This window comes from Rhizobium sp. R711 (genome assembly GCF_002211365.1).
Taxonomy (GTDB): domain Bacteria; phylum Pseudomonadota; class Alphaproteobacteria; order Rhizobiales; family Rhizobiaceae; genus Rhizobium.
Genome location: NZ_LOKZ01000023.1, coordinates 58,155 through 79,775, shown reverse-complemented (window position 1 = coordinate 79,775; position 21,621 = coordinate 58,155). Strand labels below are relative to the sequence as shown.

The following is a 21,621-nucleotide window of genomic DNA, read 5'->3' as shown; positions in this document are numbered from 1 at the left end:
TCCCGACGATGGCGGCGGCCCGACAGGGGATCTTCGAGCTTCTTTCACCCTATCCACCCGGATGGGGTGGGACGCTGCTCGCCGGTGCCGCTTCCACGATCGCGATTTCTGCGGGCGCCTTCCTGATCGGGCTTCTGCTCGGGACGGGAGGCGCTCTTGGCAAGCTCTCCGGCAACCGACCGCTTGGCCTGCTGCTCAACCTCTATACAACGGCTGTTCGAGCTATTCCGGAACTCATTTTAATCGTCGGGCTCTATTATGCCGGCATCGACGGGCTTAATCGGTTCATGGCAACATTTCGCCTGCCGGTGATCGAGGTGAATGGCTTCGTCGTCGCCGTTGCAGTGCTCGGCTTTGTGCAGGGTGCTTACATGACGGAAGTGCTGCGGGGAGCGATCCTCGCCATTCCCGCGGGCGAAATCGAGGCAGCGAAGGCCTTCGGCATGGGACCGCAATTGCGTTTTCGGCGCATCATCCTGCCGGCCCTCTTGCCGAACGCTTTACCGGGCCTTGCCAATCTGTGGATGTCGATTACCAAGGACAGCGCGCTGGTTGCCGTCGTCGGTTACCAGGAGCTCGCGCTCGCCACCCGACTGGCCGGCGCAAGCACCAAGCACTATTTCATCTTCTTTTTGGCGGCAGCGCTCCTCTACCTCGCCATCACACTTGTCTCCAACGTCGTTTTCGGCCTGATCGAACGTCATGTACGGCGCGCCCAACCAGCCTGAGGAGTGCACAGCATGACATTCATATGGATGGCCTCCTATTGGCCGCTTCTCCTTGCAGGTGCCGCGCAGACCGTTCTGCTCCTGGTGATTTCGGTTGTTTTCGGCTTTGCACTTGCGATCGGCCTTGCCTTTGCGCAGACAAGCGGGGGCCCCATCATCAAGTATTTTTCCAAGGGCTATTGCACCTTCTTGCGTGGCACGCCCCTGCTCATCCAGCTCTGGCTTCTCTACTATGGTGTCGGTTCGCTGCTCCCGATGATCCCCGGTATCCGTCAGAGCCTGTTCTGGCCCATGCTGCGCGAGGGGTTCTTCTTTGCAGCCGTCAGTTTCACCTTGAACTACGCCGCCTATGAGGCGGAGATCTTGCGCGGCGCGTTGCTTGCTGTACCCAAAGGCGAATTGGAAGCAGGCCGCGCATTCGGAATGTCGCGCTTCACGTTGACCCGGCGCGTCTGGCTGCCACGGGCCATCCGCATCGCATTGCCAACAATCGGTGGTGAAATCGTCATGCAGTTGAAAGCGACCCCGCTTGCCTTCACCGTTACGGTAATGGATCTCTATGCGGTCGCAACCAAAGTCCGACAGGACACATTGCTCGTCTATGAGCCACTGATCGTGGTGACGGTGTTCTATCTCATTCTAACCGCCATGATTGCCCGCTTTTTCCGCCGCCTTGAGGCAGAGGTGCCAGTGCGACGGTAACAAGAGGCACATGTCCTTTCGACTTCCAGCGGCTGTAAGGATGTTTGCCGCTCTCTCCCGACAACCCCCTGATCCAGGTTCGGAACGCTCAAATGAATAAAGTCTGCATCCTCGACGGCGGCATGAGCCGCGAACTTCTGCGCCTTGGCGCAGAGTTGAAGCAACCGGAATGGTCGGCTCTTGCGCTCATCGATTCGCCTGACATTGTCCGCAAGGTCCATGATGAATTCGTTGCCGCCGGCTCCGACGTCATTACGACCAACAGCTATGCTCTCGTGCCATTCCACATCGGAGAGGACCGGTTTTGGGAGCAGGGCGCTGCATTGCTCGCCCGCTCGGGGACGCTTGCCCGTGAGGCTGCCGATGCCTGCAGCGATCGCAAGGTCCTGGTTGCCGGATCGCTACCGCCAATCTTCGGCTCCTATGAACCGCAAAATTTTGACCCTTTGCGGGTACAGGACTATCTCGCTGTATTCGTGCAAAATCTCGCACCTTTTGTTGATATCTGGCTCGGCGAAACACTGAGCCTCATCGCCGAGGGGGATGCCGTTCGTGCCGCGGTCATCAAGACCGGCAAACCTTTCTGGATCTCATTCACCTTGAGCGATGATACCGCACAGACAGGGGGTGGCTCGCCAAAACTGCGCTCGGGGGAACTGGTCGAGCAGGCTGTATCATGGGCGGTGCAATCGGGTGCTGAGGCGCTCCTCTTCAACTGTAGCAAGCCTGAAGTCATGCGCGCGGCCGTCGACGCGGCAGCCCAGATCCTCAAGGCTCACGCCTCGCCCATCAAAATAGGCGTATATGCGAATGCTTTCGAAGGCGAGCAAGCAGATGCTGCGGCCAACCAAGGCCTTCATAAGACCCGGAGCGACCTTGACGACGACATCTATTCGCGCTTTGCCTGTTCATGGGTGGAGGCCGGCGCAACCATGGTCGGCGGTTGTTGTGGGATCGGCGCTGGGCATATTCACCGTCTGCGTAGAGCCTTAAGGAACGAATGATCACGATGAGCGGCGCGGCGTTCAGTCGTTAATGCAAAGGGCCATGCTGTTCCAGCCTTTTGGAAGGGGGGCCGGACGCACGACATCAAGGCCCTCCAGTATGAGGTCTGACGTATTATGCGCAAAGACGGCGGGCATGCCTCCCGGATAATCGACCAGGCCGATTATCCTTCCATCGGTGCCGCGCAGCCAGGCATTACCTCGACCCTCGATGCCCTTGGGTGGGGACAGGTCGGCATTCGTGGGACGCAGGTCATATTGCCTGGCGGTTCCCAGTGGGCCTTCCTGGATCGTCAATTGCACGTTGCGCAGGGTTATTCCGGCGATCCCACCGCTTCGCTCTGCGAAGAAGTTGATCGGGCCGTGGCTGCGACCTTTGAGGTTTTCGACGCTGACATTCCTGACGACGCCAGCAGGAACCTCCGGGCGCCGATCAAGCTGGGTAATCGTTAGCGGCTCCCCTGAGCCCCAGAAGCCATCGACCGTCTCGTGGCAGTCCATCTCGATATCCGAGAAGACCACGTTTTCGATGGTTCCGCCGTCGCGCGAGAAAATGCCGAGCGCTCGATTCGATTCTTGCACTTTGGAGCGCATGAACCGAACATTGCGGATGTCGCCAAAGCTCTCAGTGCCGATCTTTAACGCACAGCTATTGCTTTCGACGAGGCAATCCGAGACGTCGACATTCTCGCAACGTCCGGTGCCCTTTTCGCTCCGACTGGTCTTAAGGCAGATGCCGTCGTCAGCCGTGCTGATGACGACTTTACTCACTGCAACGTCGACGCAGCTGTCGATAACGACACCGTCCGTGTTCGGGAGTTGCCGATTATTGAGCACCTTTATGCCAGTGATGATCACATCATTGCAGCGGACGAGGTGAACAGTCCACATCGGGGATTCCTCGATGGTGACGCCCTCGAGCCTGATGTTGCTGCAATCTTCGAGCACAATGACCCTTGGGCGCTTCTCGTTCGGTGTGTAGGTGCCGACGGTCTCGTCGAAGCCGGTGTTGAAGGCGGATGCCGACCCAACAATCTTCCCTTTGCCAAGGATCGCAATGTTATCGACGTCCTGCGCCACGATATATGCGCGATCGGATCCCTCCGCGATGACGCTTACCGAGTTTCGGGCATAAAGCTGATAGTCTGGAACGAACTCGAGCGTTGAGCCTGTATCAAGAGACAAGGTTATGCCGCTGCGAAGCCGGATCGGCCCCGAAACATGCCGGCCCGCTTGCAACAGAAGCGTTCCCCCGCCGACGGCAGCCAGTCTGTCTATGTATGGCTGCAGATCAGCGTCATTTGGTTCGACGGAAATATCCATTGCGCGTCCTCTTATTTTCTTCACTAACTAGGGTACACGACTTTATTCGTCAACAGGACGAACTAATTCGGCGGTGCAAGTTTGTTTGTGTTGACTCCGCCGAAAACTCGTATTTAATTCGTCATGGTTACGAACAAATGTCCGCCCAGTGGGAGTGAATTATGGGCCGATCGTTCGCAGAGTTCGTGAAAAGTGAGGAGCCAAGAAGGGGAACCCTATGAAACCGCTCAAGACATTGATGATGACAGCAGCTGCAATGGCGATGACGATCTCGCTGGCGGCAGCATCCGAACTAAAGATCGTCTGGTACGTCGACAACGACCAGGAAGAGGCCAACACGCGTGCCCTGCTTGAACAATATACCAAGCTGCATCCCGATACCACGTTCGATCTCGAAATCACTCCGTATGATGGAATGATCCAGAAATTCCAACAATATGCGGCATCAGGCATCATGCCGGATTTGTCACTGACCTCATCGATGGAACCGGTCATCCGTCCATTCCTCGTCGATCTCAGCAAGGAGATCGGTCCTGACTGGATCAAGGACTTCGTAAAAGGCTGGGGCGACGGCGCCAAGCTCGGCGACAAGGTCATCGCCGCGCCGCTGCGCGTAACCTCGACCGGCATCTTTCTGAACGCCGATGCCTTCAAGAAGGCCGGCGTTGCGATCCCGGATCAGGCGACCGGCTGGACCTGGGATGAATTCATTCCGAAGATCAAGGAAGTCGCCGAAAAGTCAGGGACCCGTTATCCTCTGGTATGGGACGTCTCGGCCAGTCGCTGGATCGTTCACGAGTACCAGTACGGCAATCACATCTATACCGAGAAAGAACCAGTCAAGGTGATTATGGACGAGGCAGCGTGGACGAGCACGCTCGACAAGTTCATCGACATCACCAAGGCTGCGATGCCGCCCGGTCTTTGGTCCGGCGCAAGCTCCGACAATCCGAAGGAAATCTTCACAGCCGGTCAGGCTGTAGCTTATATGTCGGGAAGCTGGCAAATCGCCGGATTGGCCGACAATGCTCATTTTGCGTGGCAGGCCGGCCCGACACCGCGCGGCACCGTTGCGTCGTCGATCTACGGCGGCGACTATATTGTGGCCTTCAATACGAGCCAGCACCTTCCGGAAGCAGTTGAGTTCATCAAATGGATCACGTCGCCGGACATTCAGGCCCAGTATGCCAAGACCTTCGGCATGATCCCGGCCAATCTGAAGGCGCCTGCCGTCAAGTATGACAATCCGGCGGCGACCGAAGCGATCAAGGCAATGCAGAACGAGCTGAACGCCAGCCCAGCCTACGCGGCAACCGACCAGGCCTGGCCGCAAATGCAGGCTGTCTGGGGTACGGTGAAGACCGCCGTTACTCAGGCCGTCGCTGGCCAGATCTCCTCCGCAGACGCCGTATCGCAGATCAAGAAGGCAGCCGATGCCTCGCTTGAGGCCGGAAAATGACGACGGCCATGCTGGAAGATAGCCGTCCGGCACCGGGTTCCCACCCGGTGCCGAAAGGCCTGCGAGGCAGCCTGGCGAGCCTAAGTTGGCCGTACCTGCTCATGCTGCCCACATTGGCACTCCTCGTCACCTTCACGCTCTATCCGCTGGTGCAGGGTCTGTTCATGGCCTTTTTCAAGCGCGGCGTGGTCGTTGTTCCACAGGTGCCAAGTACCATTCCGCAATATATCGGGCTGGAAAACTTCGTTGGGCTCCTAAGCAATGCCGATTTCCAGAATTCATTGCTCAAGACAGTCCTTTTCGTTGTCATTGCAGTGCCGCTGAACATTGTCGTCTCGTTGGCGCTGGCTCTTCTTCTGTCGCCCCAGACCAAGCTTTTTGCGGTCGTGCGCACAATTGTCTTTTTCCCTTCCATGATCAGCCTGCTGATCATCGGAGTTGCCTGGCGGTGGCTCTTCGGACTCAACAACGGCCTGGTCAACTACCTGCTCTCGCTGGTCGGAATTGCCCCAGTGCCATGGCTGGAGCAGGACACGATGGCCCAGGTCGCCGTCGTAATAGCCTGGGTCTGGGCGCAAGCCGGGTTCAATATGATGATCTTCATCGCCGGCTTGACGGCAATTTCCATCGACTATTACGAAGCCGCCTCGATCGACGGCACCAGCAAGTGGCGGCAGTTCACCCATATCACCCTTCCGCTCCTCAAGCCGACGCTGGCAGTCGTTTTGGTGCTGTCCTCGATCGAGGCCTTCAAGGTCTATGAACTCGTCGTTTCCTTGACCGGCGGCGGTCCAGGCAAGGCGACCGTCTATCTCATTCAGACAATCTACGACACTGCCTTCCAGAAGCCCATGCAGGCCGGTGTCGCGGCCGCCCAGTCCATGGTGTTGTTCATCATCCTGTTGCTTCTGACGATCTTCCAGCTACGCATATCGCGGGGTGAAAAATGACGCGCATCTACACGCCCTGGCGATTGATCTTCGTTGCGCTGACGCTGTTCGTCTTCGTGATGCCGCCGGCCTGGCTGTTCCTGTCGTCGTTGAAGTCGCAGCAGGAGATCTTCCAGTGGCCGCCGACCATTTTTCCGGCGCAGCCGACGCTGCAGAACTTCATCGACACCGTGTCGCGCGCGAAGTTTCTTGTTTTCTTTCGCAATTCCGCCGTTGTCTCAGTGCTCTCGGCGTTTCTTTCGGTCACCATCAGCGTCATGGCCGGCTATGCGCTCGCGAAGTTCAGGTTCAAGGGAGATACGCTTTTCTTCCTGCTCATCATGTCGTCGCTGATGGTGCCGCTGCAGATCGTCATGATTCCGGTCTTTCTGGTGCTGCGGGATCTCAATCTTCTTGATACTTTGGCAGGCATTATTATCGCGCCGGCGGCAACCCCGACCGGAGTTTTCCTCATGCGCCAATACATCACCAACATTCCAGACAGTCTTCTGGAGGCGGCGCGCCTTGACGGGACCCCGGAGTGGCGAATCCTGTGGCGGATCATTGTACCGCTTGCCATACCCGCAATCGGCACGCTGCTGGCCTTCAATCTCGTATGGCGCTGGAACGACTATCTCTGGCCATTCCTCATCATCAGCGATCAGGATAAATGGACTGTCCAGGTAGCACTTGCCAATACTGTCGGGCGCTTCGGTATCAACTGGCCGCGGCTTTTGTCCATGTCGGTGCTGTCGGTGCTGCCCGTTCTTGTGATGTTTACGGCATTGCAGCGCATGCTGATGAGCGGCCTGATGGCGGGCGCGACAAAGGAATAGGATTGCGCCTCCGAGCAAACGTCAAGACCCGTCCTCAAGGCGGCTTTTTGACCGTGACACTCCGACAAAAAAAGCCGCCCCTGGGGGCGGCCAGTCGGGGAAACCTAAATGTCTAGTCCCCACATTTGACGGATGGGATCGATTGTGGATCCTTGCGGCTTTGTTGTCCAGATTTTGCAGACGAATTCGTCTGGTGTTCGACCCCGCCGCGGTTTCAGCCGAGGGCCAAAGTTGCAGGCGTCAATAAAGTCGGTCATATACCTGCGTCGCTGATCGTCGTCCTCGTTTGAAAGCTCTACCGTCGTGTCCTTGATGATGGGAACCATCCGTTCCACCTGACCATTGGTCCATGGATGCGGTGGCTTCGTCAGGCGATGCTCGATATCGAGATCAGCACATGCCAGTTCGAACGAATGGTAGCGAAAGGGCGCGTTGTCCCGGCGCATGATCTTTATATCTTCTGGTGTCCAGCCATCACCGGTCGGATCGATGAAGGCAATTTGTCCTTGCAGGAAAGTGCTACAGCTGCCGGCATGCTGCTCCATCCCTGAAGCAGCGAGCCGCGCCCCCAGGGAGGTGAGAAATATTCGACAGCGCCCACCCAGCCCTCCTCGAGGCAGGTCTTCCACCAGCGCAAAAGCGGGTAGTCCGCGCCATCCATGCCATAGTTTAGCAGTTGCTCCGCATAAAGGCCCGAAAGATAGGGCCAATCCGAACCATTATGGTAGCGGTAGGCGAAATAGGACTTCTCACGGGTATCTTTCGCACGCTTGAATGGAGGGAAGGCGCAAAGAACGCCCCAGTCGCCGTAGGGCTGTTGGCTGTTGTTGCGGCTTTCCAGGGTCTCCCGGACGCGGGTGAGCACGCTCCTTGCTCTCTCAACGGAGACTGCTTTGAAACGAAGCAGCGTCAAGCTGTCAAGCGTCAGGTGATCCTCGACGAAATCCGACTTTGTTCCGTAGTCTGCGTAGGTGCCGCTCGGCTGTAACAGCGCCTCGTCCAACGAAGCGCGCGCCTGTTGTGCCTTGGCAGCCGCACTTGATGCAACTGCCTGATCAAGCGACGAGCCATGCTGGGCAATGACGTCGAGCGCGCCGATCCACAAGCCGAGGTCATAGGCAACGTAGCCATGGCGGTAGACGTTATCGGCCCAGTCGCGGTCGTGCCGTGGCTTCATCGGCAAGCCATTTGATGCCCCGTCAAAGCCGCAATAGCGATTGAAGATGGTCACCACCTTGTCCCAATAGAGAGAAAGGGGGGCACGGTCACCGGTTGCCCTGATATAGTCTCCGATCGTCAGGATAAAGAAGAGCGGACTGTCGAAGTGATCGCTCCACCAATCTCCGGGCCGAAGGTGCTCCTCTTTGATCCTTGGATGCGTTTGCCGCACCTTCTCCCATGCTTCAGCCTGTCCTTTGCCCGTCAGGATGACGCCGCTCGGCGCTTCTCCGTTCGGCTGGACGCCCCGTGCGAGAAGATCGATCTGAGCGCGGACCGCCTCGGGCTCCAGGCTGAGAAGCGCCTGGAGTGTCCAATAGCCGTCACGATAGTATGTACGAGCCGGCGCGCTATAGGCCTGGCCGGCCGCAAGGCCGGCAAAGGCGCCATGCTCGTCCCGCCGTATGCTGGACAGGGCCGCATGCAGGCTCTGCGAGATCATGCTGCGCATCAAAGGATCCGCCTCCGGCATTGCATCACAGCGCCCCACATAGGCGTGCGCCTCGGAGATCAGTTGTGTCTCGTCCAGCTTGAGAGCCGTCTCGGCTTCTTCGATCGTCGCGCCGGCGGTCACGAATATCCCGCTCGATCTCTCCTCGGCGATTGCAACACCCCACCCGGTGCGGGCAATGCGGCGATTGCCCTGCCGCTCCACCGGTTCGCGTTTCGCCACGCTGCCCCACCAGGCGCAGCGCCTGGTGGGAATAAAGGTCCTGAGCCTTGCGCCCTTCAGGAAAACTGCTGGCGCCGATTGGGCCACATAGAGCCCACCACCATCCGCTTCAATGCGGTTCGGGGCATAGGTAAACGGGGCGTTCCATCCGGTAAATGTCAGATTTGCCAGTTTGCCGGAGCCCCATAGCGAAAGCTCGAGCTTGCCCGTCGGCCGGCAGTCGCCCTGCAGGCGCGGAGCCATGAAGGGAACGAGCAACGCTTCCGTTGAACGAAGCTGTCCATCGACGAGCGGTGTCAGAACCTGTGGGTTTGCTTGTGGCTCGCTCATTGGAGCGCCTCCCGTTGTTCAAGATTGTCACTGCTTGCGGGATCGTTGAGACCAAGCATGAGAGCGCCAAGCATGCCGGCTTCTGGACCAATGCCAGTTGCCTCTATCTGTGTCGCAAATGGCAGCAGAACCGATAGGTGCCGTGTCACCGCGCTGACAAATTCAAGCCGCGAGCCAATGCCGCCTCCCAGCACGACGACCGCGGGATCGAGGAGAGCTTGCACGGAAGCTATGCCAACCGAAGCCGATCTCGCGAGGGTCTCTATGACTGCGGCAGCTTGAGCCTCTCCGGTTGCGGCGCGAGCGAAGATCTCGGCCACCGACACGGTGCCGTCGCCATAGAGATTGCGCACTGCCGGTGAATCGACCTGGTCCTCAAAGAGGCCAGCGCGGGCCTGCGGTGCTGTTTGATGCGGATTGGCACCAAGTGGCAGCAAGCCAAGTTCCCCCGCCCGCCCATGTCGACCACGGAAAAGCATGCCACCGACAACAAGCCCCATTCCGACACCGGTTCCAAAGGCAATGAATGCGAGAGAATCCCTATTGCGGCCCTTGCCAAGCGTGGCCTCGGCGTAAGCTGCCAGGTTAACATCGTTCTCGACCATGACAGGGCAGGGCAGGGCCCTCCCAAGAAGCCCGGCAAGTGGCCGATCCGCGGGGATTGCCAGATGCGGAGAAAGTGAAGCCAGCCCTGTCAACGGGGAAACGGCGCTCGGTACGCCGACCACTGCCTTCAGCAGAGGCCCAAGGTCCCGATGCTGTTGCAATAGGGACGTTATCATCCGAGGAATTTGCCTCAATACCGGTGCATCAGAGCCATGTTCGGTCGGTTCTTGGGCCTTTGCCAAAATCCGGCCTTCAAGATTGGCGAGGCCGACAAGCACCTTCGTCCCGCCGAGATCGACGCCCGCAACGATGCCCGCGCCGTCGGCCCGATGGGCGTGATGTGCCTGTCGCAAGCCAGACGCAATGGTTGAAATGTTTGACAAACTCAGTCCTCTGCGATATTTGTTCGGCAGGTTGACGAATTTATTATGGGTACGTCAGAAGACTGTCAACAAGCAGTTTGAAATCGGCGAGCTTTCATGGAAGAAGCAAATCACCGATACAATGATAAAGACGGATCTGGCGGGATGGCTCGACCATGGCACTAACCGAAAACGCGCCTCCCGTATTGCGGCAGATCTCGGTCCGCGCCGTCATGGATGTTCTGCTTCACGCAGGCCCCACGTCGCGAGCGGAGCTCTCCAAGATTACGGGCCTCTCGAAGCAGACGATGTCTGAGGTCATCCGGACGCTGGAAGAAGCCGGGTGGGTTCGAGAAAAGGGCGTCACAAGCGGGCGCATCGGCCGAACCGCCATTACCTATGAGGTCAATGGCGAGGCCGGATATGCTGTCGGAATCGACATGGGCGCGACGACGACACGTATCGTGCTCGGCAATATTGTCGGAAGCATCGTCGGTGAAATCGATTATCCCTCCGACCGCCGCGGCGGTTACCACCTGATCGATCAGGTGGACGCGATGCTGGCGAAAACGCTTGGCGACATGGGTATCGCCCGAGAACGGGTGCTTGTAACGGCAATCGCGACGCCGGGCGTCGTCGATCCGACTACCGGCGCTCTCTCCATGGCGCCAAATCTGGTCGATATCGAAGGGATCGATATCGGCAGGACGCTAAGTGACAGGCTTGGCTGTCCTGTCGTCCTTGAAAACGATGTCAACGCAGCCGTCATCGGCGAGTCCTGGCAGGGATGCGCAACCGCAATCGATTCCGTGGCGTTCATTTCACTGGGAACAGGTATCGGGCTGGGTGTGCTGCAGGATGGAAAGCTGATGCGCGGCGCAAGCGGGGCGGCCGGCGAAATTTCCTACATGCCGTTCGGAGCAGATCCATACGCCGAGGACAGCCTTGAGCGCGGCGCCTTGGAGTGCGCGATCGCCGCCCAAGGGATCAGCGAGCTCTATGCCCGCACAGGGGGCGCAAAGGATACATCGGTTCGCGACATCCTGGCGCTTGCCGAAAATGACGACCCGATCGCTGTCGATGTCATCGGCAAAATATCTGACATCGCTGCGCTCCTCGTCGTTTCAGTGAACGCGATCGTCGATCCGAAGACCGTCGTTCTCGGCGGTAGTATCGGGCGCCATCCGCTGATCGCCGAACGTGTTCGCCAAGGCATTGCAAAGGCCAGCCGCCGCGCAATCGACGTCAAGGCCAGTGTGCTAGGTGGCAAGGCGACACTCCTGGGGGCGTTGGCGATTGGTCTGAACCATGTCCACAATCTGCTCTTTTCGCCGCAGACCTTGCCGGAGCAGCGGCGTCTCCCGCCGCCGCCGCTGTGACTGTCTAGCTCGCGATACGTGCTCGTCAAAGCCGCTCTCGGTGCCGGTAGCAATCTTCTTAATGACTTTGCCAGTGCCGGCGCCGGAGAAAATCCTGTCCGCAGAGGATGGACGGGTCCGACCCGCGCCATAGAAAATTACGTTCGTCATCTTGACGAACTAATTGCTTCCACGCAAACTGCGCTCGACAAAAAGGAACGGCATTTGAGCGCTCGGTGCGCCCGTGGTTGCCCAGATGCAGGACAAGGAATGGATACATGGCCGGTCTCAAGTTGAAGGACGTCAAGAAAAGCTTCGGCCATCACGCGATCCTTCACGGTGTGGATCTCGATGTCGGCGAGGGCGAATTCGTCGTCCTTGTCGGCCCTTCCGGTTGCGGTAAGTCGACGTTGCTTCGCCTCATTGCCGGGCTCGAGGGCGTGACCGCCGGCCAAGTCATCATCGGTGACAGCGATGTGACGGTCGCATCACCTGGTGATCGCGGCATCGCGATGGTTTTTCAATCCTATGCGCTGTACCCGCATATGACCGTTGCGAAGAATCTTTCCTTCGGTCTCGAGAACCTAAAGATGAGCCGGAGCGAGATCGACCAACGCGTGATCGAAGCGGCAAGAATGCTGGCAATCGAGCCGCTTCTGGACCGACGGCCGAAGCAACTCTCAGGCGGCCAGCGGCAGCGGGTGGCGATCGGCCGAGCGATCGTCAGGAACCCCAAGTTGTTTCTTTTTGACGAGCCGCTGTCCAACCTGGATGCCGCGCTTCGCGTTCAGACCCGAGGGGAGATCAGCCGTCTTCATAAACGGCTCGGCGCGACAATGATCTATGTCACACACGATCAGATCGAAGCGATGACCATGGCGGATCGCATCGTTGTCCTCAATGCCGGACGGGTCGAGCAGGTCGGCACTCCGCTGGAGCTCTTCGAAGCTCCGGCCAACAAGTTCGTCGCAGGTTTCATCGGCTCACCTCAGATGAATTTTTTCGACGGAACGCTTGCCGACGCGGGTCCGGGTCATGTCGCCGTCGATGTGCCGGGCTTCGGCCGTCTGAAAATTCCAGTCGAGCTCGGGGAGGCGGCTGTCGGCGAGGCTGTGATCCTTGGTGTACGGCCCAGTCATTTCGAACTGGGTAAAGGCAACGGCACAAACGGGTATCCGATCCGGCTGGACGTCGATTATGCAGAAAGCATCGGCACCGACACCTATATATATGGAGTGGTCGAGGGTAGCCGGACGGCAACGATCGTCCATCTGCCGGATCACGTCTCGGTCAAAGACCAGTCATCGCTTGGCCTTATCGTCGAACCCGCGCGCTTTCATCTGTTTCGAGCCGAAACCGGCAGCTCCTTTGCGAAATTGCCACTCGTCGCGGAGAATCTCGTCAAGGCCATTGACGCCAGAGCATAGAGCCTCACCGGCCAGTTGACCTTATTGTGCGGTCGCTTCGAGATCGACCTTGTCGAGGAGAAGTGCGGGGTTCTCCGTGGCCCCGGCCAGCTCGAGCGCTCCGATGCCAGCTGCGTCCTTGGCCCTGACCGTCAGAGTGAAGGTTCCGGGCTTGGTGATGAACTGCGAAAGTGCGGTCGCAGCCTCCTGCAGCTTCGGCTCGGTAGATGCAAATTGCTGCAAGCCGGCAGTCACCATCAGGACAAGGATGCCGCGCACGCTGTCTTCCGTCATGCTGTTCTCATCGGCATAGAGCTTGATGCCCTTGGCCACGATTCCCTTGTCCTCGATCTTGAGTTTGGCTTCCCTTGCCGTCAGGCCGAACAGGGCCATCTGCACAGCAGTCATGTCGCCGGAGAAAAAGTCCTTCGTCGCACCGCCCATACGCCCAGAGAAGGAAAAGCCGCCCAGGTCCTTACCGCTCAATGAAATCTCCTTGACGAGGAGGTTCTCGTTCGGCTCATCCCAAGCCAGTTCTACGTTGGAGGAAAGGACGAGCTTGTCAAAGCCAAGTTTGCGCAGCGCCTCGGAGCCCTCGTCCTTGGTGTCGGAGGGGATCGGCACGCTGAGGTCCCGATAGCTGATGCGAATATCGGTCGGGATGCCGTTGTAAGGCTTGCCCAATGCGAGCTCGTAATTGTCGAGCGTGAACCGGATACGTTCTGGAACGGCGGGAAGGGTCGCCTGGTCGACTTGTGCCTCGCTCAACGGAGCGTCCTGGTTGTCGGCTTCGTTCGTCAAACCCGCGTCCGGCGACGGTCCGGTGCTTAAAGATGGATCCGTCTCGCTGCCGTTTGCGCTTTGTTCGTCCTCGCCGATTTCGCTGTTCAACGCACTTGCCGCTTCCGACCCAGGCATGTCGACGTCCAGCCCCGCCACCCGGATCGTTCCGAAACTTGGCATGAGCGTCGCGAAAGGAAAATTCTCGATCTGATCTTCGTCCAATCCAGCCATCTTCGTCAGCGCCTCCATCGTCGGATCCCAGGAGAAACCCTTGATGCTCGCCTCTGAGAACCTGGCGTAATCGGCACCTTCGCCCATAAAAACGCCGTGCAAGGCGCCGTCGAAGGTACGGCCGTCAAGCTGGAATGCCATCTTGTCGACGGTCAGTTTGACCGCCTTGCCGTCGCCACCATTGATCTTTTCGGGGACTTCCATCTTGAGACCGAGCATCTCGATGTCGGCCTTGCCAATGATATCAGCAAGCGACAGGACACGTTTGAAAAATGCCTGGCGTTCGCCCGGCGGCAGTGCCTCGGGATTGGCCGATTGCAGTTTCTGAAGCGTTTCAAGAAGTGGCTCGTTCGGCATGCGAACACTCAAGCCGTTGCTACGCACCTCGTCGTAACTGAAGCGCGACTTGTTGTCCGAAAAGCTAATGTTCCTGACGGACATCGGGCCATAGAGCGGTTGAGGCTCCCGGTTGTCGGGACCGGCCTTTTCTACGTACATCCGAACGAGATAGGCTGCGTCAAAATCCTTTCCGGTGACGGCGCCCATCGAACCGTTCATCTCCTCCCGCTTCGTTGCGCCCTCGCCGTCCGGAAGATCCAGCGCAAACTTGAAGCTCGCCCCACTGGCGGAATAACGCGCGACGCGACCGCCGGCGATGTCTTCCAAAGCAACATCCTTGTAGACTGTCTTTTGTTCGGAACCGGCGGCGAGCTGGCTGACCGCAACCTCCGGCGCCATGACACGCTTTGCGGCAAACCGTTCAATGCGCTTGAGCAGCGTGAGGTTGGTTTGACCGCCGCTCTCGATCAGAGCGGCAGCGATAAAATCGGGTTCCTCGACGCTTGCTTGCGGCACCGACAGCTTGCCCATTGCCATGTCGAGCTCAAGACCTTTCACCTCGAGCTTGCCTTTCAGAAACAAGAGCGTTGGCCTGCCATCGATCGCCGCGACGCGGACATTGCCGCCGCTGGCCGTCGGAAGCGTAACGTCACGCATGTGAATGCGTCCGAGAAGGTCCGCTTCGACCGAGCTCGCCTTGCCGCCGCGCGCGACAAGGAAGCTGTCGACCGCCTTTTCGAGCATGAACTTGCCGGCGGTCACCCCAACAAGCGTCAGCGCGATCACCGCCGCAATGGACCAAAACGTTTTGCGACCAACACTGCCGGTCCTCATTTGCGACTGCCGCACGGTTTTCGTCCTTTCACCATCAAAATTGACAACGGTTCGTTGCCCTGACTAACGAGGTGGCGCGCGCTTTGCAAGTTTCACGAGAGCGACCTGCGCTTATATCGGTCTTGTTGCAAAATGCCGGTTAAAGGGAATTGAGGCCGCTACACGCAATGCGGGATCGCAAGCGGCGAATTGGCGACCGAACGCGCAAGATCAAACGCCGGCACGACGGCTCGTCGAGCTCCCGCGCGATTCGTGGTGAAAATTCCTCTCAAGCGCGAGAAAGCCGCCTCGCTGGGGTTGCACCTGGTTGCCAGCTGGCTGCCTGCTTGCGATTTTTCCGTTGAGACGTAAGCTGAAAGCGACAACAACGGCGCAGGCGCAGATCATGGCCGCATGCTTCCGATACATCGTCGAGGATGTCGCTGCCGCGATTGATTTCTACATCAAACATTTGGGTTTTAAGTTCGAAATGCATCCTGCGCCGTCGTTCGCAGAAATTTCACACGGCGACATGCATCTTTATTTCAGTCAGCCAGGTCCAAGGGGCGGCGGCGCTTCCATGCCCTCGGGAGAACAGCAGGTGCCGGGCGGCTGGAACCGCATTCACCTCACCGTCGGGAACTTGGACAAAGTGGTCGAAGAGCTGAAGTCGGCGGGCTGCCGCTTCCGCAACGAAGCCATCCAGGGCGTCGGTCAGAAGCAGATATTGCTGGAAGATCCGTCGCGGAATTTGATTGAACTGTTTGAACCAAATACAGCCGCGTATCGCCCCCGGGATCTGGAATCGGAACATAGTTGGCGGAGTCTAATCACCGTTAGCAGGACCGGTGGGAGCGAATGATCCATGCATCTACCCGCAGGTTTCATAAATCGTAAGCCGCCAGCTGCATAAAGTCATTTAGAACACTCCTACCAAGAACGCCGCCCATGATTCGCGTTGGGGTTTGCAATTGGCTCCGTTTGGTCGTCCTTCTCATCTCTTTGCGCTATAATGGTTCAGTAGACGGGCCATAAGCGTCCCGCTTTTGCCACCTGCCCCTGACAGAACAACATTCGCCAGGCAGGCAACCTCCAGGCCTGCCTGCATTCGTGATACCCGTTGGTAGTTGCTCAGTCATGCGAGTGGCACCCGTGTCGTCGATGCCCCATTCACCCAAGCCAATATCTCGGTCCGGGCCCTCTGCGCCCTGCCACATCAGCAGGATTTGCCAGACTACACCGGTCGATCGACAAGCAACCGCAACCGATGCACTCGGTAAGCCCGGAGCGCAGTCGCTGCAACTCGGCGATGCGCTCGTCTATGCGCTTTGCCCACGCACCTGACAACCTCGACCAATCCCGACGTGATGGCAGGCGATCAACCGGCAGCTTGCCGAGTTCGGCGCCGATCTCCTCAAGCGTCAAACCAATGCGCTGCGCAAAGACAATGAATGCGATCCGGCGCAACACGGACCGGTGAAAGCGCCTGTGCCCCGACCCGGCCCGTTCGGACGCGATCAGCCCGCGCTCCTCGTAGAAACGCAAGGCTGACGAGGCGACGCCGGCGCGTCGCGACACATCGCTTATGGTCAGCATCGAATCCATGCATCAGGAAAGCACGAATTCCTCTTGACTTCAAGTTAACTTGAACTTGTAGCAATGGCTCTTTCCCGACTGAAGGAGCAGCGACGATGCACAAGAATATCGATCTTCAGGGACTTCGCGTGGCGGTCACCGGTGGCACGTCTGGCCTAGGACTGGCGCTCGTGCGACAGCTCACCGCAAGTGGCGCGTGCGTCGCCTTCGTCGCTCGAACCGCTGCGAACATCGAACGCGTCGCTGACAAAACGGGCGCACACGGGATTGTTGGCGACGTCGGCAAGAAGGAGGACATCTACCCGGTAGCGATGCAGATTGCGGCCATTCTTGGCGGGGTCGACGTCCTGATCAACAATGCGTCGAGCCTTGGTCCTGCTCCTCTGGCGCTTCTTGCCGATACCGAGTGCGAGGAGCTGGAAGCGGCGCTTGCGGTCAACCTCGTCGGCGCGTTCCGGCTGACGAAAGCGCTTTTCGGTGCGCTAGCCGCGTCCGCACGCGAAGGCCACGGCGCCCTCGTGATCAACATCTCAAGCGATGCGGCGGTCAATGCCTATCCCGGCTGGGGCGCCTATGGGGCAAGCAAGGCCGCTCTCGCCCACCTGACGGCGATTTGGGACGAGGAGGCAAAAGCCCACGGCGTAAGGTTCCTAGCGCTCGACCCAGGAGATATGGATACCCCGTTGCATGCGCTGGCGCTTCCTGACGCCGATCCGTCGACCTTGAAAAAGCCCGAGCTGGCCGCCACCGAGATCATCGAAAAGATGCTCGACGTGCCGGTAGGCGCAAGGCTTCTCGACGGAGAACAGGCATGATTTCCGACGACGGTTACGATCGGCGCTCCGCCAGGCTGTTCGTCGTCCAGGCGGACGGCGGGATGCGCGACTTGGCCCGTGCTGATCTCGAGACGTTATTTGACCCTGGTGATCTCGTGGTGGCCAATGACGCCGCGACCTTGCCTGCGAGCCTGCACGGGAGGCATCTGCCCAGCGACGAGGCAATAGAGATCCGGCTGGCAGGCTGGCTGTCACCTTTCGATCCTACCCGCTTCCTAGCAATTGCTTTCGGCTCGGGCGATCACCGCACACGTACGGAAGACCGCCTACCGCCACCTCCGTTGTCAGCAGGAGATCGTCTCAGGCTCGGCCCGCTCGAAGCCGTTATAGAGGGCCTTGTCCGCCATCCGCGCCTTCTTGAACTGCGCTTCCGAGGCAGCCGCGCAGCGGTGTTAGCAAAATTGGCGCGATACGGTCGGCCGATCCAATACACCCATGTTCCCGAACCATTGGCACCGTGGGATATTTGGACGAAGATTGCCGCCCGACCATGCGCGTTCGAAGCGCCATCGGCGGGATTCGCACTCGACTGGCGCACGCTTCAAGCCTTTCATCGGCGCGCCGTTGGTTTCGTAACACTCACACATGCCGCAGGCGTTTCTTCCACCGGCGATCCGGTGCTCGATTTGAACCTTCCCTTCGATGAGCCGTATCGCATCCCTGAGCATGCCGCGGCAGAGGTCGCGCGGGCAAAGCTTTGTGGCAGCCGCATCATCGCGGTCGGAACGAGCGTCGTGCGTGCGCTTGAGGCAGCCGCCAATCCCGATGGCAGCGTGCGTGCTGGAAATGGTATTGCGACGGGCCGGATCGGGCGCGACACGCCGCTTCGCGTCGCCGATGCGATTGTCACAGGCATCCACCAGCCCGGCGAAAGCCATTTCGAGCTCCTGCGTGCATTCGTCGACGATGCTCTCCTTGCCAGGGCCTCCACAATCCTCGCCGCGAACCGCTACCGCGCGCATGAGTTCGGCGATTCCATGCTGGTCAATCGCCAGCGTTTCGCATCCGTTCAAGCCGGCCAGTTGTGAGCTTTTCGCCCGATGTCGCTCAAAAGAATCCCGCCGATGCGAGACAAGTAGCGGTGGCAGTGCCGCGCCGGTCACCAATCGACCGAGCGGCAGCCCTGCACACGCATCCAATCGATGCAGCCGGTCATTTCGGCTGAATGCCGTGCTAAATGGTCCAAGTTCCGCGAAAGCATGGGCGTCGGTGGATTACGGATATGCTGTTGCACCATCTGGCTTGCGGGTGACTTTCCGTTCCCAGTGAATGTAGTCCTGCGTCTTGAGTGCCTTCTCATCGATTTCCAGCCCCCAGCCCGGGCGGTCGGGCCGCAACTCCATGTGGCCGTCGACGGGCATGTAGGGATCGGCAGCCCAGGGTGCATGCACATGCGGCTTGAATTCCAGGATCTTGAAATTCGGCTGTGCGGCGCAGAAGTGGACGTTGACGGCTGTCGCAAGCGGCCCCATCGGATTATGCGGCGCAACCGTTACATAGTGGGCTTCGGCGATTGCCGCGATCCTGCGCATTTCCGTGATCCCACCGACGACGCAGATGTCGGGCTGGATGATATCGGCGCCACGGGCAGACAGCAGTGACAGGAATTCGAAGCGGTTATAGAGAGATTCCCCCGTCGCCAGTGGAACGGTGATTTTTGATTTCAGCTCCGCCCATGCCGGAATATGCTCCGGCCGGATCGGCTCTTCGTAGAAGAGCGGATCGTTCGGCGCGATGGCCGCAGCAAGCTGCACTGCTTGATAGGGTTCGAAGATCTTTGCATGGGCATCGAAGGCAAACTCGAAATGCGACGGGGTAATCTCGCGGATCCTTGCGAACCAATCGCCGGTTTCCTTCACAAGCTCGCCCCAGCGGCCCGCATGCAGATCGCGGCGATAGGGGCTGAGCTTGAACGCCGTGTAGCCGTACATCTCGTTGAGTTCGAGGGTTTGGTCCTGTGCGGCCTGGGGATCAGGGGCGGTATAGACGCCGCAATAGACGCGTACCCGATCGCGAACATTGCCGCCGAGAAGCATGTAGACGGGAAGGCCGGCCGCCTTGCCGGCTATGTCCCAAAGCGCGTGATCGATCGCAGAAATCGCCGCAAGTCCCAGCGCACCAGGCGGAAATCGGCATTGCTGATTGAGTTTGAGCACCAGGAATTCCACGCGGCGAGGATCTTCGCCCGCAATCTGGTGGAAGAGGTAATCGAAAAGCGGTGGCAGGGCCCAGTCGGGGCCATGATTGTAGCATTCGCCCCAACCGGAGATACCTTCGCTCGTTTCGATTTTCAAAAGCAGGCGCGGACGGTCGTCGACGCGCTGCATATAGGTTTTGAAGCCGGTTATCTGCATGAATTTCTTCCTCAGGCGGCGCGGCTCTTGGTCCTGACATTGTCGACGATGCCGCGCAGCTCGGAACGCTCCGCCTCGGTCAGGCTTTCGACACCAGGCAGACGCACCGGGCCAACATCGGTTCCCAGCATGCCAAGCGCCTCCTTGACGACCGTGACATTGGCGCCGTTGAGATATTTGGTGCGCAGCGCTTCGAAACCGGCAATGTCATCGATCAGTGCGCGTGCTGCCGCGTAGTTGCCAGCCTCCAGAGCCCGATGAATGGCATGCGAGCGCTCGGGGAAGACATTGACAAGGCCTGAGGTGAAGCCGCGCGCCCCCATGGCGTAAAAGGCTGGCGCCCAGCCCTCGGCAAGACCGCAGACCCAGATCGCCGGCGCATCCTTCGTGCAGCGGATCACCTCGGCAAGCAGCATCAGGTTACCGGAAGCGAACTTGATCCCGGCAATGTTTTGATGCAGGGCAAGTTTACGGAAGTCGGCGACCGAGAACGTATCGCTGCGTACATAGGCAATCACTGGTACCGTCGACGTCTCGGCGAGCTCGAGAAAGTATTTCGCCTGGTAACTCGGCCCGGCAAAGGGATCCATAGGATGGTGACCCATGATCGCGTCGCTGCCCTCGGCAATCGCGTGACGGGCGAGTGCCTTGGCTTCCGTCAACGACCGACCGACGGCCGCACTGATCAGCGACTTGCCATCTGCAGCCTTGATCGTGGCCGCATGAACTGCCTTAATCTCGTCCATCGTCAGGGTGAAGAATTCGCCCGTATTGCCGGCTGCCATGAGATTGTGGACCCCGGAATTGGCGAGGCCGGCGATCAATGCGGAAAGCTTTGCAAGATCGATGCTGCCATCCGCCTTGTAGGGGGTTACGGGCACGCCGGAAATCCCGGTCAGCGCCTTGCGAATTCTGTCCATTGTCACGGTCAAATGTCCTCTTTTTTCCTGAATACGATGCTGAGGTAAGTTTCGCCGGAGCGCACGACATGATCGCGCATCATCCGTTCGGCCCGGTCGCTGTCGTTTGAGACGATGGCGGCGGCGATGGCGGTGTGTTCGGCGAGAGCCTTGTCGCGTTCCTTGGTGTCAGAATGGATGACGCGACGAATGCTCGCGTCGTAGAATTGCTGACGCTCGATCATGCGCGAGAGATACTGGCACCGCGAAGCGACATGGATCTTTTCGTGAAAGGTCTCGTTTAGTGCAATGAGGTCGTCCGCACCGCCGTTTTCCGTGGCGGCGTTCATCAATGCAACCGTCTCACCGAGCTTCAATGCCTCATCCTTGGTGATCCGCTTGGCGGCGAGATGGGCAATCATCGATTCCAGCGCAGCGCGCGCCAGGATCATTTCTTCCGCCCATCCGGCATTGAAACGGATCAGCACGCCGCGCCGCGGCAAGGTCTCGACAAGCCCTTCGGTCTCGAGTTGCCGGAGAGCCTCCTTAATCGGAGTGGTAGAAACGCCGAGCTGCTCGGCGAGCTGGCGCTCGTTGACGCGCTCATCGGCGCGAAAGCGGCCGGACAGGATCGCTGCCCGCAATGTCTTGTGAACATGATCGCGAAGGGTCGTCAGGAACCGGGGATCGATCTTTTCGATGCGGTCGTCGCCTGCGCCGCTCTCCAGCTGATTTCCCATAGGTCGAAAATTCTCCCGTTGACGACAAAATCATTTTGTGAGATCTGATATACCAGATTTCAGATCGATGTCGATATGAAAAATCGTTCTGACGCG

General features: G+C 58.9%; 19 protein-coding genes and 1 pseudogene. 11 read left to right on the top strand and 9 right to left on the bottom strand.

Going from position 1 to position 21,621, the window contains the following annotated elements:
* Positions 1-8 precede the first annotated feature (8 nt).
* The 3 genes from ATY80_RS18575 to ATY80_RS18565 all read left to right on the top strand — a co-directional run bounded on the left by ATY80_RS18575 (position 9) and on the right by ATY80_RS18565 (position 2,434).
* Entirely contained in the window at positions 9-728 is a 720-nt protein-coding gene (locus ATY80_RS18575) for an ABC transporter permease subunit (RefSeq protein ID WP_088693818.1), read from the top strand.
* Between the two features lie 12 nt (positions 729-740).
* Positions 741-1,430 carry an ABC transporter permease gene (locus ATY80_RS18570; protein WP_088693817.1) on the top strand — a complete coding sequence of 230 codons (690 nt, stop codon included), beginning with the start codon at positions 741-743 and terminating at the stop codon, positions 1,428-1,430.
* Between the two features lie 92 nt (positions 1,431-1,522).
* Positions 1,523-2,434, top strand: a complete 912-nt coding sequence (locus tag ATY80_RS18565) for a homocysteine S-methyltransferase family protein (protein ID WP_088693816.1) — start codon at positions 1,523-1,525, stop codon at positions 2,432-2,434.
* A 21-nt stretch (positions 2,435-2,455) separates the two neighbouring features.
* Here the strand turns inward: ATY80_RS18565 and ATY80_RS18560 are convergent, their stop codons facing one another.
* Positions 2,456-3,757, bottom strand: coding sequence for a glycosyl hydrolase family 28 protein (locus ATY80_RS18560; RefSeq protein ID WP_088693815.1), 1,302 nt, complete (start codon positions 3,755-3,757; stop codon positions 2,456-2,458).
* Between the two features lie 217 nt (positions 3,758-3,974).
* Between ATY80_RS18560 and ATY80_RS18555 the strand changes: the two genes are divergently transcribed.
* From ATY80_RS18555 to ATY80_RS18545, 3 genes are read left to right on the top strand one after another with little or no spacing between them, the layout of a single operon-like run.
* A complete protein-coding gene (locus ATY80_RS18555; RefSeq protein WP_088693814.1) occupies positions 3,975-5,216 on the top strand; it encodes an extracellular solute-binding protein in 1,242 nt (413 codons plus the stop codon).
* Positions 5,213-6,166, top strand: coding sequence for a sugar ABC transporter permease (locus tag ATY80_RS18550; protein ID WP_088693813.1), 954 nt, complete (start codon positions 5,213-5,215; stop codon positions 6,164-6,166). The genes ATY80_RS18555 and ATY80_RS18550 overlap by 4 nt, the downstream gene beginning before the upstream one ends.
* A complete protein-coding gene (locus ATY80_RS18545) occupies positions 6,163-6,981 on the top strand; it encodes a carbohydrate ABC transporter permease (RefSeq protein ID WP_088693812.1) in 819 nt (272 codons plus the stop codon). Before ATY80_RS18550 ends, ATY80_RS18545 begins: the two co-directional genes overlap by 4 nt.
* 104 nt (positions 6,982-7,085) lie before the next feature.
* On the opposite strand, the pseudogene ATY80_RS18540 reads toward ATY80_RS18545, so the two are convergent.
* The 3 genes and pseudogenes from ATY80_RS18540 to ATY80_RS18530 all read right to left on the bottom strand — a co-directional run.
* Positions 7,086-7,475: pseudogene (locus ATY80_RS18540) on the bottom strand (IS481 family transposase); the annotation flags it as partial.
* A complete protein-coding gene (locus ATY80_RS18535) occupies positions 7,433-9,202 on the bottom strand; it encodes a GH116 family glycosyl hydrolase (protein WP_088693811.1) in 1,770 nt (589 codons plus the stop codon). The pseudogene ATY80_RS18540 and the gene ATY80_RS18535, both read right to left, overlap by 43 nt.
* Positions 9,199-10,191 (bottom strand): ROK family protein, encoded by a 993-nt coding sequence (locus tag ATY80_RS18530; RefSeq protein ID WP_245306873.1) that lies wholly within the window; start codon positions 10,189-10,191, stop codon positions 9,199-9,201. Before ATY80_RS18530 ends, ATY80_RS18535 begins: the two co-directional genes overlap by 4 nt.
* A gap of 155 nt (positions 10,192-10,346) precedes the next feature.
* Here ATY80_RS18530 and ATY80_RS18525 point away from each other — a divergent pair, with 155 nt between their 5' ends.
* Entirely contained in the window at positions 10,347-11,549 is a 1,203-nt protein-coding gene (locus tag ATY80_RS18525) for an ROK family transcriptional regulator (RefSeq protein WP_088693810.1), read from the top strand.
* Between the two features lie 257 nt (positions 11,550-11,806).
* Positions 11,807-12,955: a sn-glycerol-3-phosphate ABC transporter ATP-binding protein UgpC gene (gene ugpC / locus ATY80_RS18520; RefSeq protein WP_088693809.1), complete on the top strand. Its 1,149-nt coding sequence runs from the start codon at positions 11,807-11,809 to the stop codon at positions 12,953-12,955.
* Between the two features lie 21 nt (positions 12,956-12,976).
* Here the strand turns inward: ugpC and ATY80_RS18515 are convergent, their stop codons facing one another.
* Positions 12,977-15,121, bottom strand: coding sequence for a hypothetical protein (locus ATY80_RS18515; protein ID WP_088693808.1), 2,145 nt, complete (start codon positions 15,119-15,121; stop codon positions 12,977-12,979).
* Positions 15,122-15,506: 385 nt separating this feature from the next.
* Here ATY80_RS18515 and ATY80_RS18510 point away from each other — a divergent pair, with 385 nt between their 5' ends.
* On the top strand, positions 15,507-15,962 hold the full coding sequence (locus ATY80_RS18510; RefSeq protein WP_088694072.1) for a VOC family protein: 456 nt from the start codon (positions 15,507-15,509) through the stop codon (positions 15,960-15,962).
* A 308-nt stretch (positions 15,963-16,270) separates the two neighbouring features.
* Here the strand turns inward: ATY80_RS18510 and soxR are convergent, their stop codons facing one another.
* The gene (soxR, locus tag ATY80_RS18505) at positions 16,271-16,705 is read right to left on the bottom strand and encodes a redox-sensitive transcriptional activator SoxR (protein ID WP_088693807.1); all 435 of its coding nucleotides are present in this window, start codon (positions 16,703-16,705) and stop codon (positions 16,271-16,273) included.
* 86 nt (positions 16,706-16,791) lie between these two features.
* Here soxR and ATY80_RS18500 point away from each other — a divergent pair, with 86 nt between their 5' ends.
* Both ATY80_RS18500 and ATY80_RS18495 read left to right on the top strand, forming a co-directional pair.
* A complete protein-coding gene (locus ATY80_RS18500) occupies positions 16,792-17,511 on the top strand; it encodes an SDR family NAD(P)-dependent oxidoreductase (RefSeq protein ID WP_088693806.1) in 720 nt (239 codons plus the stop codon).
* A complete protein-coding gene (locus tag ATY80_RS18495; protein WP_088693805.1) occupies positions 17,508-18,560 on the top strand; it encodes an S-adenosylmethionine:tRNA ribosyltransferase-isomerase in 1,053 nt (350 codons plus the stop codon). Before ATY80_RS18500 ends, ATY80_RS18495 begins: the two co-directional genes overlap by 4 nt.
* Positions 18,561-18,746: 186 nt before the next feature.
* On the opposite strand, the gene ATY80_RS18490 is transcribed toward ATY80_RS18495, so the two are convergent.
* Genes ATY80_RS18490 through ATY80_RS18480 form a run of 3 tightly spaced genes read right to left on the bottom strand, consistent with a single transcriptional unit; the run spans position 18,747 to position 21,525 of the window.
* Entirely contained in the window at positions 18,747-19,886 is a 1,140-nt protein-coding gene (locus ATY80_RS18490; RefSeq protein WP_088693804.1) for a mandelate racemase/muconate lactonizing enzyme family protein, read from the bottom strand.
* A gap of 11 nt (positions 19,887-19,897) precedes the next feature.
* Positions 19,898-20,806 (bottom strand): dihydrodipicolinate synthase family protein, encoded by a 909-nt coding sequence (locus ATY80_RS18485; RefSeq protein ID WP_088693803.1) that lies wholly within the window; start codon positions 20,804-20,806, stop codon positions 19,898-19,900.
* A gap of 8 nt (positions 20,807-20,814) precedes the next feature.
* Positions 20,815-21,525 carry a GntR family transcriptional regulator gene (locus tag ATY80_RS18480; protein ID WP_088693802.1) on the bottom strand — a complete coding sequence of 237 codons (711 nt, stop codon included), beginning with the start codon at positions 21,523-21,525 and terminating at the stop codon, positions 20,815-20,817.
* Positions 21,526-21,621 lie beyond the last annotated feature (96 nt).

Excerpts from the sequence above, each read along its gene's own strand:
- ATY80_RS18560 (WP_088693815.1), bottom strand. The coding sequence starts at position 3,757 with ATGGATATTTCCGTCGAACCAAATGACGCTGATCTGCAGCCATACATA.
- ATY80_RS18480 (WP_088693802.1), bottom strand. The coding sequence starts at position 21,525 with ATGGGAAATCAGCTGGAGAGCGGCGCAGGCGACGACCGCATCGAAAAG.
- ugpC (WP_088693809.1), top strand. The coding sequence starts at position 11,807 with ATGGCCGGTCTCAAGTTGAAGGACGTCAAGAAAAGCTTCGGCCATCAC.
- ATY80_RS18565 (WP_088693816.1), top strand. The coding sequence starts at position 1,523 with ATGAATAAAGTCTGCATCCTCGACGGCGGCATGAGCCGCGAACTTCTG.
- ATY80_RS18575 (WP_088693818.1), top strand. The coding sequence starts at position 9 with ATGGCGGCGGCCCGACAGGGGATCTTCGAGCTTCTTTCACCCTATCCA.
- ATY80_RS18485 (WP_088693803.1), bottom strand. The coding sequence starts at position 20,806 with ATGGACAGAATTCGCAAGGCGCTGACCGGGATTTCCGGCGTGCCCGTA.
- ATY80_RS18570 (WP_088693817.1), top strand. The coding sequence starts at position 741 with ATGACATTCATATGGATGGCCTCCTATTGGCCGCTTCTCCTTGCAGGT.
- ATY80_RS18510 (WP_088694072.1), top strand. The coding sequence starts at position 15,507 with ATGGCCGCATGCTTCCGATACATCGTCGAGGATGTCGCTGCCGCGATT.
- ATY80_RS18525 (WP_088693810.1), top strand. The coding sequence starts at position 10,347 with ATGGCACTAACCGAAAACGCGCCTCCCGTATTGCGGCAGATCTCGGTC.
- ATY80_RS18535 (WP_088693811.1), bottom strand. The coding sequence starts at position 9,202 with ATGAGCGAGCCACAAGCAAACCCACAGGTTCTGACACCGCTCGTCGAT.
- ATY80_RS18545 (WP_088693812.1), top strand. The coding sequence starts at position 6,163 with ATGACGCGCATCTACACGCCCTGGCGATTGATCTTCGTTGCGCTGACG.
- ATY80_RS18555 (WP_088693814.1), top strand. The coding sequence starts at position 3,975 with ATGAAACCGCTCAAGACATTGATGATGACAGCAGCTGCAATGGCGATG.
- ATY80_RS18500 (WP_088693806.1), top strand. The coding sequence starts at position 16,792 with ATGCACAAGAATATCGATCTTCAGGGACTTCGCGTGGCGGTCACCGGT.
- ATY80_RS18495 (WP_088693805.1), top strand. The coding sequence starts at position 17,508 with ATGATTTCCGACGACGGTTACGATCGGCGCTCCGCCAGGCTGTTCGTC.
- ATY80_RS18515 (WP_088693808.1), bottom strand. The coding sequence starts at position 15,121 with ATGAGGACCGGCAGTGTTGGTCGCAAAACGTTTTGGTCCATTGCGGCG.
- ATY80_RS18550 (WP_088693813.1), top strand. The coding sequence starts at position 5,213 with ATGACGACGGCCATGCTGGAAGATAGCCGTCCGGCACCGGGTTCCCAC.
- soxR (WP_088693807.1), bottom strand. The coding sequence starts at position 16,705 with ATGGATTCGATGCTGACCATAAGCGATGTGTCGCGACGCGCCGGCGTC.
- ATY80_RS18490 (WP_088693804.1), bottom strand. The coding sequence starts at position 19,886 with ATGCAGATAACCGGCTTCAAAACCTATATGCAGCGCGTCGACGACCGT.